This window comes from Flavobacterium sp. 3HN19-14 (assembly GCF_051373205.1).
Lineage (GTDB): Bacteria > Bacteroidota > Bacteroidia > Flavobacteriales > Flavobacteriaceae > Flavobacterium.
The window spans coordinates 184,462-201,391 of sequence record NZ_JBPPZT010000001.1; the positions used below are offsets into that span (position 1 = coordinate 184,462).

The 16,930-nt window shown below is 41.7% G+C and carries 13 protein-coding genes and 6 pseudogenes; 2 read left to right on the plus strand and 17 right to left on the minus strand.

Annotation, left to right across the window (positions count from 1 at the left end; all coding sequences use genetic code 11):
- Positions 1-37: 37 nt before the first annotated feature.
- Entirely contained in the window at positions 38-400 is a 363-nt protein-coding gene (locus ACSLFW_RS00935; protein WP_436554259.1) for a nuclear transport factor 2 family protein, read from the plus strand.
- On the opposite strand, the gene ACSLFW_RS00940 is transcribed toward ACSLFW_RS00935, so the two are convergent.
- The 8 genes and pseudogenes from ACSLFW_RS00940 to ACSLFW_RS00975 form a co-directional block, all read right to left on the minus strand.
- Complete coding sequence (locus ACSLFW_RS00940) at positions 401-817, minus strand: tRNA threonylcarbamoyladenosine biosynthesis protein TsaB (RefSeq protein ID WP_436554260.1); 417 nt, start codon at positions 815-817, stop codon at positions 401-403.
- Entirely contained in the window at positions 802-1,065 is a 264-nt protein-coding gene (locus ACSLFW_RS00945) for a tRNA threonylcarbamoyladenosine biosynthesis protein TsaB (RefSeq protein ID WP_436554261.1), read from the minus strand. The genes ACSLFW_RS00940 and ACSLFW_RS00945 overlap by 16 nt, the downstream gene beginning before the upstream one ends.
- A 6-nt stretch (positions 1,066-1,071) precedes the next feature.
- Positions 1,072-2,356, minus strand: a pseudogene (locus ACSLFW_RS00950) (efflux RND transporter periplasmic adaptor subunit).
- A gap of 5 nt (positions 2,357-2,361) precedes the next feature.
- Positions 2,362-3,684, minus strand: a complete 1,323-nt coding sequence (locus ACSLFW_RS00955; protein WP_436554262.1) for a TolC family protein — start codon at positions 3,682-3,684, stop codon at positions 2,362-2,364.
- A 90-nt stretch (positions 3,685-3,774) separates the two neighbouring features.
- A complete protein-coding gene (locus tag ACSLFW_RS00960; RefSeq protein ID WP_436554263.1) occupies positions 3,775-4,890 on the minus strand; it encodes an efflux RND transporter periplasmic adaptor subunit in 1,116 nt (371 codons plus the stop codon).
- A gap of 25 nt (positions 4,891-4,915) precedes the next feature.
- Positions 4,916-6,178, minus strand: a pseudogene (locus ACSLFW_RS00965) (ABC transporter permease).
- Between the two features lies 1 nt (position 6,179).
- Positions 6,180-7,423, minus strand: a pseudogene (locus tag ACSLFW_RS00970) (ABC transporter permease).
- Positions 7,416-8,117 carry an ABC transporter ATP-binding protein gene (locus ACSLFW_RS00975; protein ID WP_436554264.1) on the minus strand — a complete coding sequence of 234 codons (702 nt, stop codon included), beginning with the start codon at positions 8,115-8,117 and terminating at the stop codon, positions 7,416-7,418. The pseudogene ACSLFW_RS00970 and the gene ACSLFW_RS00975 overlap by 8 nt, the downstream one beginning before the upstream one ends.
- A 176-nt stretch (positions 8,118-8,293) precedes the next feature.
- On the opposite strand from ACSLFW_RS00975, the gene ACSLFW_RS00980 reads away from it, so the two are divergent.
- A complete protein-coding gene (locus tag ACSLFW_RS00980; protein ID WP_436554265.1) occupies positions 8,294-9,691 on the plus strand; it encodes a DUF4403 family protein in 1,398 nt (465 codons plus the stop codon).
- 11 nt (positions 9,692-9,702) lie between these two features.
- Here the strand turns inward: ACSLFW_RS00980 and ACSLFW_RS00985 are convergent, their stop codons facing one another.
- From ACSLFW_RS00985 to ACSLFW_RS01025, 9 genes and pseudogenes are all read right to left on the minus strand, one after another.
- Positions 9,703-9,864, minus strand: coding sequence for a hypothetical protein (locus ACSLFW_RS00985; RefSeq protein WP_436554266.1), 162 nt, complete (start codon positions 9,862-9,864; stop codon positions 9,703-9,705).
- A gap of 103 nt (positions 9,865-9,967) precedes the next feature.
- Entirely contained in the window at positions 9,968-10,507 is a 540-nt protein-coding gene (locus ACSLFW_RS00990; protein ID WP_436554267.1) for a DUF420 domain-containing protein, read from the minus strand.
- Positions 10,507-11,186 (minus strand): annotated as a pseudogene (locus tag ACSLFW_RS00995) (SCO family protein). Before ACSLFW_RS00995 ends, ACSLFW_RS00990 begins: the two are co-directional and overlap by 1 nt.
- Positions 11,176-11,835, minus strand: coding sequence for a hypothetical protein (locus ACSLFW_RS01000; RefSeq protein WP_436554268.1), 660 nt, complete (start codon positions 11,833-11,835; stop codon positions 11,176-11,178). The pseudogene ACSLFW_RS00995 and the gene ACSLFW_RS01000 overlap by 11 nt, the downstream one beginning before the upstream one ends.
- A gap of 77 nt (positions 11,836-11,912) precedes the next feature.
- Positions 11,913-12,264: pseudogene (locus ACSLFW_RS01005) on the minus strand (cytochrome C oxidase subunit IV family protein).
- Between the two features lie 19 nt (positions 12,265-12,283).
- Positions 12,284-13,312 carry a cytochrome c oxidase subunit 3 gene (locus ACSLFW_RS01010; protein ID WP_436554269.1) on the minus strand — a complete coding sequence of 343 codons (1,029 nt, stop codon included), beginning with the start codon at positions 13,310-13,312 and terminating at the stop codon, positions 12,284-12,286.
- A 41-nt stretch (positions 13,313-13,353) separates the two neighbouring features.
- Positions 13,354-13,932: a cytochrome c oxidase subunit 3 gene (locus ACSLFW_RS01015; protein WP_436554270.1), complete on the minus strand. Its 579-nt coding sequence runs from the start codon at positions 13,930-13,932 to the stop codon at positions 13,354-13,356.
- A gap of 2 nt (positions 13,933-13,934) precedes the next feature.
- Positions 13,935-14,839 (minus strand): annotated as a pseudogene (gene cyoE / locus ACSLFW_RS01020) (heme o synthase).
- 96 nt (positions 14,840-14,935) lie between these two features.
- The gene (locus ACSLFW_RS01025; RefSeq protein ID WP_436554271.1) at positions 14,936-16,924 is read right to left on the minus strand and encodes a gliding motility protein RemB; all 1,989 of its coding nucleotides are present in this window, start codon (positions 16,922-16,924) and stop codon (positions 14,936-14,938) included.
- Positions 16,925-16,930 lie beyond the last annotated feature (6 nt).

Consider the following 16,930-nt stretch of genomic DNA (forward strand, 5'->3'; position numbering starts at 1 on the left):
AATACAACTCCTGCCAAAACAGGAGTTTTTTCTTCTTATGAATCCGGAACAATTACAATCTATAGCTTTCAGGTGGTTTGCAGCCTTTAACGCACACAACCTGGAACAGCTTTTATCATTATACGATGACAGCGCTGAACATTTCAGCCCGAAATTAAAAATCAGGAAACCCGAAACCAATGGTTACGTTTCAGGAAAACAAGCATTACGCGAATGGTGGCAGGACGCATTTGACCGGTTGCCGACTTTACATTACAAAGTAACAACGCTCACCGCGAATTCAGATCGGGTTTTTATGGAATACATCCGCCAGGTAAATGGCGAAGGAGACATGCTGGTTGCGGAAGTACTGGATGTGAAAGACGGAAAGATAATCGCTTCGCGCGTTTACCACGGATAATTATTGGCCTTTCTGCAAAAAGAAATCCTTTAAATAGTATGGCTTGAAATAAGCGACATCAACGGTATCGTTTTTTTTGTATTTGTCGAAACTTAAAGCAGCCATGTTGTTTGCTGAAGGAAAAACAACTTCATCAGCAACAGAAAAATTACCTTTTTTGAGAACAGTTTTCAATTTTTCCGGACAATCACTGATGAAAAGTATCGATTCGTTGGTTTCAGCGTAAGAAGTTTCCGTAATGATTTCAGCTTTAACGTCACTCAACTTTTTATAATCGGTATCGAAAATAGCGCTGTAAACTTCCATCCGGCGCGCATCAATCATCGGAACAATCCAACCGAAACTTACTTTCGCTTTCATCGCCAAAACCTGAAGCGTATCAACAGCAATCAGCGGAATATTCAACGCATAGCACAAGCCTTTGGCAGCAGAAACCCCGATGCGCAATCCGGTATAAGAACCCGGCCTTGGCTGACGGCAATCGCATTAAGGTCGCTGAATTTTAAATTGGCGCCCTTTAAAATTTCATCAATAAAAACGTGGAGTTTTTCGGCATGCGAATAGCCTTGCTCTGCAATTTCTTTGCATAATAAAGTTTCGCCGTCTTTTGCAATGGCGACTGAGCAATTTTTGGTTGCAGTTTCAATATTGAGGATGAATGCCATTAGATGCTATTTTTTCAGCCCGCCTTTTTCTTCAATCGAAACGACATCGCCCGAATTTAAATCTTTGGAAACGGTGGTATATCGAGCAGATAATCACAACATCGCCTTTCTTGATTCCGGAAACGATTTCGATATTCGTATCGTCCTGAACGCCGGTTTTGACAATCCTGATTTTGGCTTTGTTACCGACTTTCACAAAAACACACTCGAATTTCTTTTCGCTTTTCTGTGTTACTTTCGAATCGTCCGGCATTTCCGTAATCTTCGTAGCAGTCGTGTCTGATTTTACGACAACTGCACTAATTGGCACTGCCAATACATTTTCTTTACGTGTCGTAATGATGTCGACTGTAGCCGTCATTCCCGGTCTGAAAGGAGAATAACTTGCAGGTTTTCCTTCTAGTAAATCCTGATAAGATTCTTTCAAAATCCTGACCTTTACCTTAAAATTCGTCACCTGATCTGCGGTCGTTGCCGTACTTGCAGAGTTCGAAATGCTCGTCACGATCCCTTTGAATTTCTTTTTCAAATAAGCGTCAACTTCAACATTGGCAGAATCGCCAACGTTGATTTTTACGATATCATTTTCATTTACATCGACTTCAACTTCCATATTATTGAGGTTGGCCACGCGAAGGATTTCTGTCCCGGTCATTTGCTGCGTTCCCAAAACCCTTTCGCCTAACTCTACGCCGAGCGAAGAAATTGTTCCGTCGGCTGGGGAATAAATGGTTGTCCTGCCAAGATTTTCTTTTGCTTCGTTTACCGTCGCAGAAGCACTTCGTACGTTGTAATAAGCTGATTGCTGACTGGCTTGCGCCACTTCGAAGGCCGAAATGCTTTTGTCCCAATCTGATTTGGAAATGATGCCTTTTTCGAACAGTGCTTTGTTCCTGTCGTAGCTTGCTTTCGCTTCTTTAAATTGTGCATCTGCCTGGCTTAAACCCGCTTTTGTCTGCGATAATCCTGCAACTGTGCGGTTCACTCCCGAGGTGTATAAGTTTGGATTGATTCTCGCCAATAAATCGCCTTTCTTAACGACTTGGCCTTCTTTTACAGGCAATTCGATGATTTCACCAGAAACTTCAGACGAAATTTTGACTTCTATTTCAGGTTGGATTTTTCCTGTAGCCGAAACGGTTTCTACGATTGTGATGGCGTCAACTTTTGCGGTTTCAACAGATTTGCCTTTATCTTTATTGCCGATCATGCCATTTTTGCTCATTACCAGCAAACCGACAACGACGATTAAAATTACTCCGGACAGTATATAAATTGACTTTTTTGACATAGAAATTAGTTTTGAATTATTGGAATCCCGAAATAGAATTCGACTACTTTTACCTTGAAAATATAATCGAATTTTGTTCTTAAAACTTCAGATTGCGCATTGACATATAAGGTTTGCGCCTGATTCAAATCGAATGCATTCATCAAACCGACATTGAATTTTTCCTTCGCATAATTAAAGGCTTCCGTTCGGGCTTCAAGTGCTGAAACTGCAGCTTCGTATGAATTTAAAGCACCGTTTGCATCTTTAAAAGCGGTATAAACGTTTCTTTCCAAATCTAATTCCTGCTGGCTGTAAGCTATTTTTGAACGCTCCAAAGCTATTTTTGAACGCCGCACATTGTTGCGAACCGAAAATCCGTTAAAAACCGGAACATTTAAGCTGAAGCCAAAGGCGTGGCTCTTGTTATCGCTCAATTGCATAAAAAAAGGATTCTCGTAAGCATTGGTTGCATTACTACCGAAACTGTAAAATCCACGGAAAGTAGGCTGGTAAGCGCCATAGGCAATTCTGACATCTTTTTCAGCAATTTCAAGGTTGGTGCGTGCAATTTTCAGTTCTACTCTTTGCTCTTTTGCCTTTGCATAAATGGCTTCCGGTGCCTGCAGCATTGTTTCACTCTTCGGAATTTCATAATCATCATCAGCAACATCAAAATTCTGAAAATCGTCGAGTTGCAGCAATTGCGCGAGACTTAATTTTGAAATGAATAGTGTATTTTCTGCAATCACGACCGCTTGTTTATTGGCGGCAACCGTAGCTTTTATATCAAGTAAATCGCCACGCGGCACAGAACCGGCATTGACCAATTCCATCGTGCGGTTTTCCTGCTTTTCGTTGTTGGCCAATTGCTCTTTCTGGACTTTCAGGTTTTCTTTATTGAAAAGGATTTGAAGGAACGCATTGGCAACATTCAGCGAAACATCGTCTTTTATTTTGCTGAGTTGGTATTGCGCCGCAACAATCGCTAATTTCGTGCGCCTTAAGCGATTTTGGTTTTGAAGTCCTTTGTAAATATCGACACCGACATTCGCACTTACATTTGTATTTTGGAAAGTCTGCGTTTCAGCGTTGTTGGTAATTGGGTTGAAGTTAAGTCCGATGTTCCAGCTGTGCGAAGCCGAAGCATTCAGTGTTGGCAACATGCTTCCGAAAGCATCGCTTTTGTCGATGGCAGCAAGTTGGTTATCGAGATCGGTTTGCTTAATGGTAATATTGTTTTGCAGCGCATATTCAACGCATTCGCGGAGGGTCGATTTTTTGACCTGTGCCTGAAGCGACATTCCGGTCAGCAGGATGAAGAATAAAAGAATACTGTTTTTTCTCATGATCTGGGATAAAAGCACAGCCAACGGCCATGCAAATTTAATGTTTTTTACTGATTTCGGTTCGTTTTTGATTATTTCTGTCGATGGGAATTATTGCTTCTTCTCGTCTTTCTGAAGGCCCTGGTTCCAGACTTTTATCTTGTCAGATGCTTTGACACCGCTTTTGACTTCGACATAAATTCCGTCGCTTACGCCCAATACAACGTCTCTTTTTTCAAACTTTTGTCCGGAAATTTGCACTTCTACAAATGGCTTTTTGGTTTTTTCGTCAAATTGCACCAAGCCTTCTTTTATTGCCAGCACATCATTCGCTTTATCAAGGATGATTGAGGCATTCGCACTTAATCCCGCACGGATGAAAGTACTGTCGCGATGGGTTAGTTTCGCTTTGATTTCGAATTGGATGGCGCCATTTTCGGTTTTTCCTTTCGGCGCGATGTAATTCAGGATGCCATCGAATTTTTTGTTTTCGATGGCGCCGACTGTGATTTCAATCGGCAGGTTTTCCTTGATTTTCCCGACTTCTGATTCATCGACTTTCCCAACAAAAATCATTTTATCAACATCGGCTAAACTTGCAATTGTAGTCCCTTCGTTAAAATTATTGCTTTCGATAACCTGATTACCGACTTTTACGGGCACTTCCAGCACCATTCCGGTAACTGTAGAACGGATCATTGTGTTGGCGGCACTTCCGAGGCTTTTTGTAGTGCCCGTTTTTACTATTTCGTAACTCTGTTTTGTGGCATTGTAATTTTGTTTTGCTTGTTTGTATGCTAATTCCGAAGCTTCGTAATCATTGGCAGAAATCACGCCTTTATCAAAAAGCGTTTTTTGCCTTTTATATGATTTCTCCTGATTGTCGAGTTCGTTTTTAGCGCTGATGACCTGATTTTGGGTAGCATTCAGGTTATTTACATTCGGTACAACTTTGATTTTCGCAATCAAATCGCCGGCTTTTACATAACCGCCAGCTTCGATATATATTTCTTCAATGATTCCGGAAATGTTTGGCTTTATCAAAACTTCCTCATCCGGAACGATGCTTCCTGTTGCGATTGTATTTTTGATAATAGTCTTCGTTTCAGGCGATTCAGTTTCAAAAACTACAGGCGATTGCTGGTTTTTGTTGTACAGATAATACAACGCCCCGAAAAAAACAATGGCGATGAATATTAAAATGGTAATGGTAATGCCTCTTTTCATTTGATTATAATTGTTTCTGATTGGTTTATTCTGTTCTTAATGCGTCAACGGGTTTGACTTTTATGGCGATTTGTGCAGGAATGAATCCCGCGAGCAATCCCGAAAATATCAGAATCATCAGCGCGATAAAGACGACGCCCAAATCGACGCTTGGATTAGCAAACATCATGTCTTCACTTGCCATCGAGTCTAATATGTGATTCAGAATTGCCAACAATCCGGTAGCGGTTGCGATGCCGAGCATTCCGGCGATGATGGTCAGGAAAATTGATTCTGTGAGAATTTGTCTGCGGATAGCGCCTGGTGTAGCACCCAAAGCGCGTCTGATACCGATTTCTTTGGTGCGTTCTTTCACGACAATCAGCATGATGTTTGAAATACCGATGACGCCCGAAAGTAAAACTAAAGTTCCCACGAAATAAGCGATAAATTTGAGGATGGCGAAAAGCCCGAGTACTTTGCTGAACTCTTCGTATAAATCAAAATTGCCGATGGCGCGGTCGTCGTCCGGACTCACATCGTGACGCGCTTTGAGGAAATCAAAAATGCCTTGTTTCAATTCGGTGATCGAGGCGCCGTCCTTCGCAGTAATTGTCATCCATCCCACCACTTCGCCATAATTAAATGCCTGCTGAAAAGTCGTAAACGGAATAAAAACATTTTTCTGAGCGCTTTCTGCATCATCGCCATGGCCCTTTCGATTTATAAATGCCGACGACCATAAAATTCACGCCATTGATTTTGATATAACTTCCGATAGTTACTTCGCCGTTTTCGTACAATTCGCTGATGACACCTTCGCCGATAATGGCTACTTTTCGTTTTTGGCGGATATCTTCGTAATTCACGAAACGGCCTTTGGTGATGCTCATCGATTCCTGGTAAACCAATTCCGGGTAATCGCCGTAAACGGTAAAAGCACCAGTTTTCGTACCACGAATCACATTATTGGCGCCTCTGTAACCGCCTAATTGATTCCGGGGTGATACAAATTGCAGGTCCGGAAAATTATCTTTCAATGCCTGAACATCGTCATTTTTAAAGTTGTAATCACGGCCTTGCGGAAATCCTTTGTAAGCTTTTGAAGTATTTTGCGTCCACATGAACATCGTGTTGGTTGCCGTGCCTTCGAAGCCTTTTCTAACGCCATTTTCGAGGCCTTTGCTTGCCGCGAGCAGAATCACTAGAATGAAAATTCCCAAAAAACACCAAATGCAGTCAGGTTTGTCCTGAAAACATTGGCGCTTAAAGCCTGTAAAATTTCATTCCATTTGTCTTTATCAAACATATTATTCGTCTCTTAGGGCAATTATAGGCTTGATTTTGGCTGCGCGATAAGCTGGGAAAAATCCGGCGAGTGCACCGGAAAAAATCAGTAAAACCAACGTTGTAAAAGCAACATTAAAATCGACTTGCGGATTTACGAAATAATCGCTTTGCGCCATCGGGCCGATGACTTCCAGCAAAATCAAACTCATCAGCAACCCGACAAAACCGGAAATGGTCGTAATGAAAATCGATTCGTGCAATATCATTCCGATGATTGAAATCGGCGGTGCTCCTAAAGCTTTACGGATACCAATTTCTTTCGTTCGTTCTTTCACAATAATCAACATGATGTTACTCACGCCAACGACACCTGCGACAATCGTACAAATGCCGACCCACCAGAAAAACAGGCGTATGTACAGATTGATGTCATAAAATTTCTTTGCATCCTCTACTGAATTGTGCACATGAACCGCGCCTTCATCTTCGGGAGCAATCGTATTTTTGCTTTTCAGCAATTGCTCGACGCCTTCGCTGAAAACTTTTGATTTCGCCAATGCTTCGTCATAATCGGGAGATTTTTTCATTACGAAAGACAGGCCGCTGATTTTATCTGCATTCCCAAAAACCCTTTGTGCGGTGGTAATAGGCAAATAAGTACGGCTTTCTTCTCTTTCGCCGGCAGGATCTGTGAAGACGCCGATGACCTTAAACGGAATTCCGTTGAGCAAAATCTGCTCGCCTACAGGATTTTTTCCTTTATATAAGTCATTGCTTACTTTTTGCCCGATAACGGTAACTTTATTATATTGATCGACGTCATTATTATTGAAATACCTTCCTGAAATCACGCTGATATTTTCGATATATTGATGATCCGGATAAGCGCCGCGGAGCTGGTAATTTCCCGATTCTTTTCCGTTGACTACAAGTCCGTTCCAGATGTTGCTGGTGGCACTTTTTCGTTCCAGCTGGTCACCGTATTTCTGGGTGGTCATGTCAAAATCACTATTATGAAACTGAACTTCGCGTCCGGGGTTTAATCCTTTGTATTCAACCGTTGTGGTTCCCGACCAGATGTCGATGATACCGGCGGCATCATTTTCGAATTGTTTTTCAACGCCGTTCTGTAGTCCTTTTCCAACTCCGAGTAAAATCACGAGGATGAAATCCCGGACGCGACGGAAATTCCGGTCAAAAAAGTACGCAGCTTGTTCTTCCCGATCGCTTCAAAAATTTCCTGCCAGCGTTCGATATTAAACATAAGCAGTGGCGCGTTGTTGTGTGATGAATTTGTCGTCTATGATGAGCCCGTCTTTTAGCACGACATTGCGTTTGCACATCGCGGCAATATCAGGCTCGTGGGTTACGATAAGGATGGTTTTTCCTTCGTCGTTGATTTGCTGGATGAGTTCCATTACTTCATAGGAAGTTTTGGTATCCAAAGCACCTGTCGGTTCATCAGCCAGCAGCACTTTCGGTTGCGAAGCCAATGCGCGTGCGATGGCGACACGCTGTTTTTGCCCGCCTGACAATTCACTCGGTAAATGCGCGGCATGGGATTCGAGGCCGACTTTTTTGAGGTAACTCATGGCAATCTCGTGGCGCTGGCTGCTTTTGATCCCCTGGTAATACAGCGGCAAAGCCACATTGTCGAGTGCTGATTTGTAGTTGATGAGATTGAATGATTGAAACACGAACCCCAGGAATTTGTTGCGGTATTTTGACGCAATGGTTTCATTGAGGTTTTTGATTAATGTGCCGTCGAGGTTGTAAGTGCCCGAATCGGCTTCGTCGAGGATTCCGAGAATGTTAAGCAATGTTGATTTACCTGAACCTGAAGAACCGATGATGGCTACCAACTCACCTTCTTTGACACTGAAATTAATGCCTTTCAGCACATGAAGTTCTGATTTTCCCGTTTTATAGGATTTGTGCAAATCGGTAATTTCAATCATTTTGGTTTAGGTTTGGGCAATATTAATCAGAAGAAAGGCAACTCTTTTATAAAGAAACGTTAATACTTAAAAAGGATTGCATTTATAAGATTAAGACGTCAAAAAAAGCAATATGTTACAGGAATTTTGAAATTATGTGGTGCGAATCGTTAATTTTACCGCTCAAAATCACAATCATGAAACCAATCAAATCTTTCCTGTTATTTTTCATTTCGATTATAGTACTTTCAGGCTGCGCGTCGACTCAGAAAATTGCCGCTTTAAAACCTGAGCCTGATGACGCTTCGCCATTGCTTTACGACAATGTGCCGTCGTTTATCAGCCTTCCGATAAAAATCAAACTGAAAGACATCGAAAATCAGACGAACAAATTGATGACAGGTTTGATTTATGAAGATGACAACATCGAAGACGACGATTATACTGTAAAAGTCTGGAAACTGGCGCCAATTACACTTTCTAACGAAAACGGAAAAATCAAGACCATTTTACCTTTGAAAGCTACCGTAAATTACCGTTATGGCATCAACAAAATGGGCATCAAATTAATGGATACGCGTGAATTCAATTTCAATGGCGTGCTCACTTTGGTAAGCGACGTGAGCCTGACCAACTGGAAACTCAACACTACAACACAATTGAAATCGCTCGACTGGAAGGAAAGTCCGACCATCGATATTGCCGGAAAAAGCATCGCCATCACTTATTTAATCAATCCGGCAGTGAAACTTTTCAAAACGAAAATCGAAAGAAGCATTGACGAAAACATCAAAAAATCAATGGATTTTAAGCCTAATGTACTCGACGCACTCGAAAAAATCTGCACGCCTTCGCAAATGAGTGCCGATTATGACAGCTGGCTGCGCATTGTCCCGACGGAATTATATACGACCGACGCGCAATTGCAGAAGGAAACCATTGCGATGAATATGGGTTTGAAATGTACGATTGAGACATTAGTCGGCCAAAAACCTGAAAGCAAATTCGACCGCAATAAAATCGTGCTGAAACCTGTGGCTTCAATTCCTGAAAAAATCACCGCAAACATCGTGGCCGTTTCCACTTATAAAGACGCGTCTGCGGTGATGGTAAAGAATTTTCAGGGAAAGGAATTCGGTTCGGGAAGCAAGAAAGTCACAGTTCAAAATGTCGCGCTTTGGCACAAAAACGGCAAGATGGTGATTGCGCTCGATTTGCTGGGAAGCGTCAACGGAACGATTTATTTGTCGGGATTTCCACAATACAATGAAGCTACGAAAGAGATTTTCTTCGATCAGCTTGATTATGCTTTGGATACGAAAAGCACTTTAATGCGAACTGCCAATTGGCTTGCCAGCGGAATGATCCTGAAGAAAATTCAGGAAAGCTGTCGTTACTCTATTAAACCAAACCTCGACGAAGGCAAAGAGAACATGCTCAAATACATGAAAAATTATTCGCCGACTGCGGGTGTTTTCATCAATGGGAATATCAACGACATTGAATTCAAAAAAGTGCAGTTGACCAATAAAGCGATTATTGCCTTTTTGGTAGTGACGGGAAATGTTGATGTAAATGTCGACGGACTGAAATAATGAATTGCTAATTATTCAATTTTAGCTTTCTTCTTTTTGTTATAAACCCGATAAATTACAAAACCCAAAATCCCAACCAATAAATACGGAAAAACCATCAGGTAAACGATTCCGTCATTAACGGCTTCGGCTTTTTGGGTGCCTTCTTCGGTTTCAAGAACGGCTCGGCACATGGCGCATTGGGCATTCGAGACAGCAGGAAGCAGATAGCAGATAGCAGATAGTAGCAATGCAGCAATCCACCTTTCAACTTTTGACTTTCGACTTTCGACTAAATTAAACATAATAAGGCGAAATCATAAAATAAACGACAACGCCGGTCACAGCCACATACAGCCACAACGGATACGTGATTCTTGCAATCTTTTTATGCCTCTCAAAACTTTGTCCTAAAGCGCGCACATAAGAAATCAAAACCAGCGGAATAACTGCGACTGACAAAGCAATATGTGTGATAAGAATGAAAAAATAAACGTATCTTATTGCGCCTTCACCACCGAATTTTGTTTCTTCGGTAGTCATGTGGTAAGCAATGTACATCAGCAAAAACAAAACCGAACAGCCGATCGCGACTTTCATCAGCCTTTCATGCAACTGGCGTTTTCCGTTTTTAACAGCATTAACTGCAGTCACCAACAAAATGGCGGTAATCCCATTGATTGTTGCGTAAATCGGCGGTAAAAATTTTAACGGCGTTACTGTGATGCCATAATCCTTAAGCCTGATGCCGAATAGCGCGACGACTGCAAGTGGAATAACGATTGATAAAAGTACGATCCAAATGTTGTATTTCTTTTCTGTTGCTGTTTGTTCCATTATTCTTCGAGTAAAATTTTGATATCTTCTTTTAAATCGTTGACGCCGCCTTTGTCGAGCCCGTCGTAGTACATAATCGGGTTGCCGTCTTTCAATCTGCAGCGGATGTCTCCTTTTTGTCAATCAAAGCGAAATAACCCGAATGCTCGAATCCGCCCGCGATTTTTTCATTTCTTCCCGCATAAATGTTGAATCCTTTGTTGGAAAGATCATAGATGTAATCTTTTTTTCCCGTAAGGAAATGCCAGTTTTCCGATTTTACGCCCAATAATTTCGCATGGTTTTTCAATACTTCCGGTGTGTCATTTTCAGGATTGATGGTGATGGATGCGATGCCGAAATTCTTGTTGCCGTAGAATAAGTCTTCAACTGTTCTCAAGCTTGCATTCATTCGCGGGCAAATACTCGGGCAGGTCGCGAAGAAAAATTCGAGAACATAAACTTTTCCTTTGTAAGTCTCGTTGGTCACAGTTTGATTGTTCTGGTCGGTCAGTTCGAATTTTGGCGCAGGCCCCATGACGTATAGTGACGCTTCCGCAGATTTGTTATTGGAAACAACATTGAGGCGATCGCCCTGAACGACATCATTGTTTTTGATGCGCTCGACGATTTTCGGAACCACCAAAATCCCGAAAACCAAAATGACAAATGAAATGGCGATGTATGATTTATTTTTCATGTGGAAAAGCAGCTTTTTCTTTCTTAAAATGGTTCTTTTTCAGTGCCGCACGGTACTCGTATAAGATTACGCGGAAATCGTCGAGCATTTCGTTGCTGAGTTCCGACGGGTGAAAAGTGTTGTAGCCTTCTTTGTATTCTTTCGGGTCTTTACGGCCGCGCAGGTTTCGGTGTTTATCGACGATGAAAACGTTTGGCGTTCCCAAATCGGCGTTGAGTTTTCCTTTCAATTTCAAGGAATCGTAATAGGTCTGAATTTCTTCAGGCCTGGCGAAAAGGAAATGCCATCCGGAAATATCTGTAAAAGCATCAAGCGCACCGAGTACTTTCTTCACATCGGCTTCTGAACCAAGCGGACAGATGACAACGAACTGTAAATCTTTAAACGTGTGGTATTGCTGGTAAATCTTTTCGTTAAGATTGAAATAATTACCGCGGTTCTTTACGATTTCAGTCCCTGAAAAACCAAGAATGGTGATTTTATTGTCGAGCGACACTTTTTCACCTTTGAGTGATTGCCATTGCCCGAAATCAGGAATATTCGGCGTAACGGTCGGCAATTTTGAAAAGCTGTTGACGCCCGAAGCAAAAAAAAGATAGGCTACAATCGGAAGGACGAAAAGGACAAAAAGAACAAAATTTTTCTTCATTTTTCTGGCGGAATATTTCCGATGCAAAATAAAAAAAGACGGTCGTAAAACCGTCTTTTTTCTGAATTAATATGCTGTTAAAAATTCCATTTTATGGTGGCATTTCTAAAAACCTCGAATATATAATTGCCTTCAACCAAAAGGATGAAGAGTAAATAACAAACCAGGAAAATCACCGGTGCTACAACTGACCAGCGAAGGCTTGCTTTTTCGCCTTCCATGTGCATGAACGCCCAGACGATGAAGTAAGCTTTTACAATTGTAAGGATGTAAGAAAAGCCAGTTCAGAAGATTCATTCCTAAAAAATAATGAAGGTGGAATATTTCTGGTTTGTAGATACCAAAAGCAACCTCAACACAGGTTACAACAGATAATAAACCGAAAACGAACCAGATTCTTTTTGTATTTGATGTATGATCGTGTGCCATGACAATAACTTTTTTAAAATTAAACCAGATAGAAAACCGTGAATACGAATACCCAAACCAAATCCACGAAGTGCCAGTAAAGACCCACTTTTTCTACCATTTCGTAACTTCTTCTTTTTTCATAAGTCCCTAAGATTACATTGAAGAAGATAATGATGTTGATGATTACGCCTGAAAATACGTGGAAACCGTGGAAACCGGTAATGAAGAAGAAGAAATCGGCGAACAATTTGCTTCCGTATTCGTTTCTTTCCAGATTGGCACCTTCAACAACCAAATGTGCTGATGCCAGTCTTCTTTCAGATTCTGCTCTTGTTAAAATTTCCTTGTGCTTGATATGGTTCAAACCAGGCTGAAGCGTTTTGTCTTCTCGGTTTTCCTTTGAATCTTCGTAAATAACCTCCGTTCTTACCAATAATTCCGGATGTGCTTTAAACGCTGCCTGTACTTCAGTTACTGAAAAAGTTGGCAAAGCTGCTTCTTTCATGAACCATTTTCCTTTATTTCTGGTGAGTTGCTCTCTTTCTTCAGGAAGCTGCACCACGAAATCTTCCATCTTCACCCTTTTTCCGGTGTTGTCAACGAATTGCAGGATACTTCCTCCTTTTGTTTCGATTGCGCCGTATTCCCCTTTGATGAAATTGCTCCACTCCCAGGCCTGTGAGCCTACGAATATCAAACCACCGATGATGGTCAGGAACATATAAAGCGCCACTTTTGACTGTTGTAATTTATGACCAGCATCTACCGCCAAAACCATCGTTACAGAAGAGAAGATGAGGATAAAGGTCATCAAAGCCACATAATACATCGGTGCCGGAACGCCGTGCATGAACGGGAAGTGGGTAAAAACCTCTTCGGCAGAAGGCCAGGTTTCGATAAATTTAAATCTGGAAAAACCATAAGAGGCAAGAAATCCAGAGAAAGTCAAGGCATCAGATACGATGAAAAACCACATCATCAATTTGCCATAGCTTGCCCCGAGTGGCTCGTTGCCGCCGCCCCATGTTTTTTGTCCGGTGTTTGCAGTAGTAACTGTCGGTTCCATAAAAGTTATTCGTTAAAAGTTCCCAAATTTACGTTTTTTTCTTATTTAAAGAAATATAAAAACAAAAACAAATACAGCCACAAAAAATCGAGAAAGTGCCAGAACATCGCACCTAGCTCTATTCCAAGGGTTTGAGAAGCATTGTATTTTTGTTTAAAATGATTATAAATTATGACCAAAAGCGAAATTAATCCGCCTGCGAGGTGCAATAAATGCGTTAATACGACCACATATAAAAAAGCAACCGTAATCCGGCTTGCATCGCCCGAAGGATAAAGATTGTTCAGATACAGTTCATGAAATCCGCTGAACTGGAAATAAACAAATAAAATCCCGAGCACTAAAGTAGTCAAAAGATACGCAGAAGCCGCACTTCTGTTGTCTTTTTGAACGGAAGTTTTAGCCAGATGAAACGTCACACTACTGATCAAAATCACAACGGTACTAATGATGAATGACACCGGCATTTCGAAGCTTTTCCAGTCGGCTCTCGATTTACTTACAACGTAAGCGCTCGTCAATCCGGCGAAAACCATTATCATGCTGATCATTGCAAACCACAAAAGCATTTTTTTGGAGCGTGCGTTCCTTTCCTTATGTTCTTCGAAAGTCATTGCCATAATTATCGTAAAAATTTGTCAGATATATAAATCAATTGTAAAAGCGTGATGTAAGAAACGCTTACGAGCATTAGTGTTTTCGCGGCTTTTGCAGTTCTCTGCTGGTACAATTTCACCGCAAAAAACAGCATCCACATTCCCAGTAAAAATACCAAAACCGCTGCGATTGGCGAAATGAGCAATTGCCCGGTGTAGCCTAAAACCGGCAACAGTGAGGCGATGATCATCCAAACCGTATATAAAATTGTCTGCAAAGCGGTCGTCGTATTTTTCTTTCCCGAAGGCAGCATGAAAATCCCGGCTTTCTCGTAATCGTCGTATAAAAACCAGCCAATCGGACCAGGAAATGCGGGAATTGCCAGAAGAATTGTATCAGAAATAAAGTGCCGGCTTCAATACCAAATTCGCCTGTAGCGGCCACCCAGCCCAGCATAAATGGAATCGCGCCCGGAAAGGCTCCGACAAAAACCGACAAAGGCGTCACTGTTTTAAGCGGCGTGTAAACACTGGTGTATAAAAAAATAGAAATCGCACCGAACATCGCTGATTTCGGATTGATATTATAAAGAATAACCAAACCCGCAATTGTCAATATTGAAGCTATGACAAATGCTTTCGTAACCGACATTCTTCCTGACGGTACCGGACGGTTTTTCGTCCTGTCCATCAACGAATCGAGGTCTTTTTCAATAATTTGATTGAAGGCATTCGATGCGCCGACCATGCAGTAACCGCCAACGCCGAGCATGATTAATGTCATCCCGTTGAGCGATTGAAAATCAGGAACGCCCAGCATAAAACCTGCAATCGACGAAAAAACAACGCTGACCGCCAATCCAGCTTTGGTGATTTCTTTAAAATCAGTGAAGATGGCTTTTATGGAAGATGTGTTTTCTGTAGCGTTCAATGCGGTTTTCATTTATTTCTAAACTCGCGCAAAGATACTACAACAAATCAGATTTTAGATTTTAGATTTTAGATTTTTTTCGAAGAAAATCAGCGATTAATAATCAAAATAGAAATTGAAAATATCAGTGCGGATTCCTACAGAAAACCAAGTCGTATTTTGTTTGAAAACGGCAGCAGTATTCGTCTCCGGATTAAAATCCCTGTAAATCAAATTCGCAAATAATTTCAGGTTTGTCGTCGGATTGATGAGATATCCTGCCTGCAAATCAGCGATGAAAATATTCGTTTTATTTCCCTGCCCGATTGTGACGCCGGTATCAAACGGACGGTCGTCGTTGTAGTTTTTGTAAATATTCCCGCCATAATTGAAGCTGTCATCAGCAGTATCAAAATCAAATCCGCGGACGCCGAAAGTCAGCTTTGCATCAGCAAAATAACGGCCTTTGTGATATCGCGCAATCGCAATGAATTCCTGAAAATTGCCGCCCCACGGATGCCCCATGCTTTGGTTATTGTGCCCATAATTGGTAATCGGGTCGCTGTGCGAATACACATACGGACGCACACGATTATACTCCACTTGCAGCAATAAACCATCGGTGTCAAACGCGTTGAAATATTTAGCGCCAATCTGGTAACCGAATTTATTTTTCCAGCTTTTGTTCTGTTTTTTTACTTCGCCTAAAGAAAATTCATCAATCAGGAACTGCCCGTAAAAATTAACGCTGTTGCTCCATTTGTATTTGGAAGTTATTGCCAGGAGTGCATTTCCGGATCTTGCGGATGAAGCGAATTCGACCGTCCTGTAGAAAATAATCGGGTTGATGAAATTCGCATCGAAACCACGGCCGTTGGAATTCGTCCAAATCACCGATTCAAAAAAACCGATGTTCAGACGATTCGAAGCATTCCAGCTCAGGTAATGGTTGGCCATGAATTTTGTTGCATACGTTCTGTCTTCAACAACGCCCGGACGAACGTCTTTGAGCCACATATAGGTGTTGGTGTATTTTATTTTCCAGAAAGTCGTGTTGATTTTGATGTATGGATACGGACTTGCGGCATCTCCTTCGAGTAATGAACGATAGCCGTCTCCGATGAAATTCCGTCCGTAGCCCAGTTGCAGATTCAATGCTTTGCTTGGTGAATACGTGATATTAGCATCCGCGGAAGGAAAATCATAAGCATCTTTCTTGAATCTTTTCGCGATTCCGATGCCGGGAATGATGGCTGGATCGCCTCCATCAGGCGCCATTGATTCCGCGTAAGCGTTGTAATAATCGGCAAAACGGCCCTGGCTTTCAAAAATCGTCGAAGTGACTACCAAATCTTTTCCCAAACCGCCCTGAACATTGAGTCCGCGCGTGTTTTGATAAGTATAACTGAAATCGCTCGAGCTGCTTTTCCCCATCCTGACATCCAGAATCGGGTTCATCGTGAGCCAGTAATCTTCACCTTCAAACTGAACGAGATTTTCATTCCAGATTTTCCGGCCATACCAGCCGGTTTTGTTTTTCATTAATTTCTGATTGGCAGCAGCAAGATCATAATAACGCGCCACTTCTGAATATTCCAACGGCTTCGAAGATGTATGATTGTTCGCGCCAACTTTATTGATTGCTGCGTCGAATTGCGCATAAAAAGCGTGCGAGAACGGAATATTAAGATGGCTTTTGTAAACCGGACTGCTGAATTTCTTATACACCATGCTGTCAAGTTCTGTCAGTTGCTGTTCTTTGAGTTGCTGCGCTTCAATTTTGGCAGCCTTTTCAGCGATTTCTACGGTTTCATTTTGTAATGGAATGGCAATCTTAAAGGTAAACTTCGAATAAACCGGTTGCCCGTTATATGTTGGCGGCTTTATTTTTGGCAGCATTCCGAAAATTCTTTTGGTTTCGGAAATCAATTCCGGGTAAATGGCGTCGGTATAAAGGATTTTGAAACTTCCGACAGTATCGACTTCAAAAAGCACCTTGACGCTTCCTTTGTAATTGTTCTGTGTAAGATTTTCCGGAAACCTTGAAATTATTAAAGGTGAAATCCTGTAATTGTGTATAAAAACATTTTTCCAGTTCAGCACCATCAAGAT

What these genes read in the sequence shown, in the direction of transcription:
- ACSLFW_RS00935 (WP_436554259.1), top strand. Translation starts at nt 38, where the DNA reads ATGAATCCGGAACAATTACAATCTATAGCTTTCAGGTGGTTTGCAGCC.
- ACSLFW_RS00945 (WP_436554261.1), bottom strand. Translation starts at nt 1,065, where the DNA reads ATGGCATTCATCCTCAATATTGAAACTGCAACCAAAAATTGCTCAGTC.
- ACSLFW_RS00955 (WP_436554262.1), bottom strand. Translation starts at nt 3,684, where the DNA reads ATGAGAAAAAACAGTATTCTTTTATTCTTCATCCTGCTGACCGGAATG.
- ACSLFW_RS00960 (WP_436554263.1), bottom strand. Translation starts at nt 4,890, where the DNA reads ATGAAAAGAGGCATTACCATTACCATTTTAATATTCATCGCCATTGTT.
- ACSLFW_RS00975 (WP_436554264.1), bottom strand. Translation starts at nt 8,117, where the DNA reads ATGATTGAAATTACCGATTTGCACAAATCCTATAAAACGGGAAAATCA.
- ACSLFW_RS00980 (WP_436554265.1), top strand. Translation starts at nt 8,294, where the DNA reads ATGAAACCAATCAAATCTTTCCTGTTATTTTTCATTTCGATTATAGTA.
- ACSLFW_RS00985 (WP_436554266.1), bottom strand. Translation starts at nt 9,864, where the DNA reads ATGTGCCGAGCCGTTCTTGAAACCGAAGAAGGCACCCAAAAAGCCGAA.
- ACSLFW_RS00990 (WP_436554267.1), bottom strand. Translation starts at nt 10,507, where the DNA reads ATGGAACAAACAGCAACAGAAAAGAAATACAACATTTGGATCGTACTT.
- ACSLFW_RS01000 (WP_436554268.1), bottom strand. Translation starts at nt 11,835, where the DNA reads ATGAAGAAAAATTTTGTTCTTTTTGTCCTTTTCGTCCTTCCGATTGTA.
- ACSLFW_RS01010 (WP_436554269.1), bottom strand. Translation starts at nt 13,312, where the DNA reads ATGGAACCGACAGTTACTACTGCAAACACCGGACAAAAAACATGGGGC.
- ACSLFW_RS01015 (WP_436554270.1), bottom strand. Translation starts at nt 13,932, where the DNA reads ATGGCAATGACTTTCGAAGAACATAAGGAAAGGAACGCACGCTCCAAA.
- ACSLFW_RS01025 (WP_436554271.1), bottom strand. Translation starts at nt 16,924, where the DNA reads ATGGTGCTGAACTGGAAAAATGTTTTTATACACAATTACAGGATTTCA.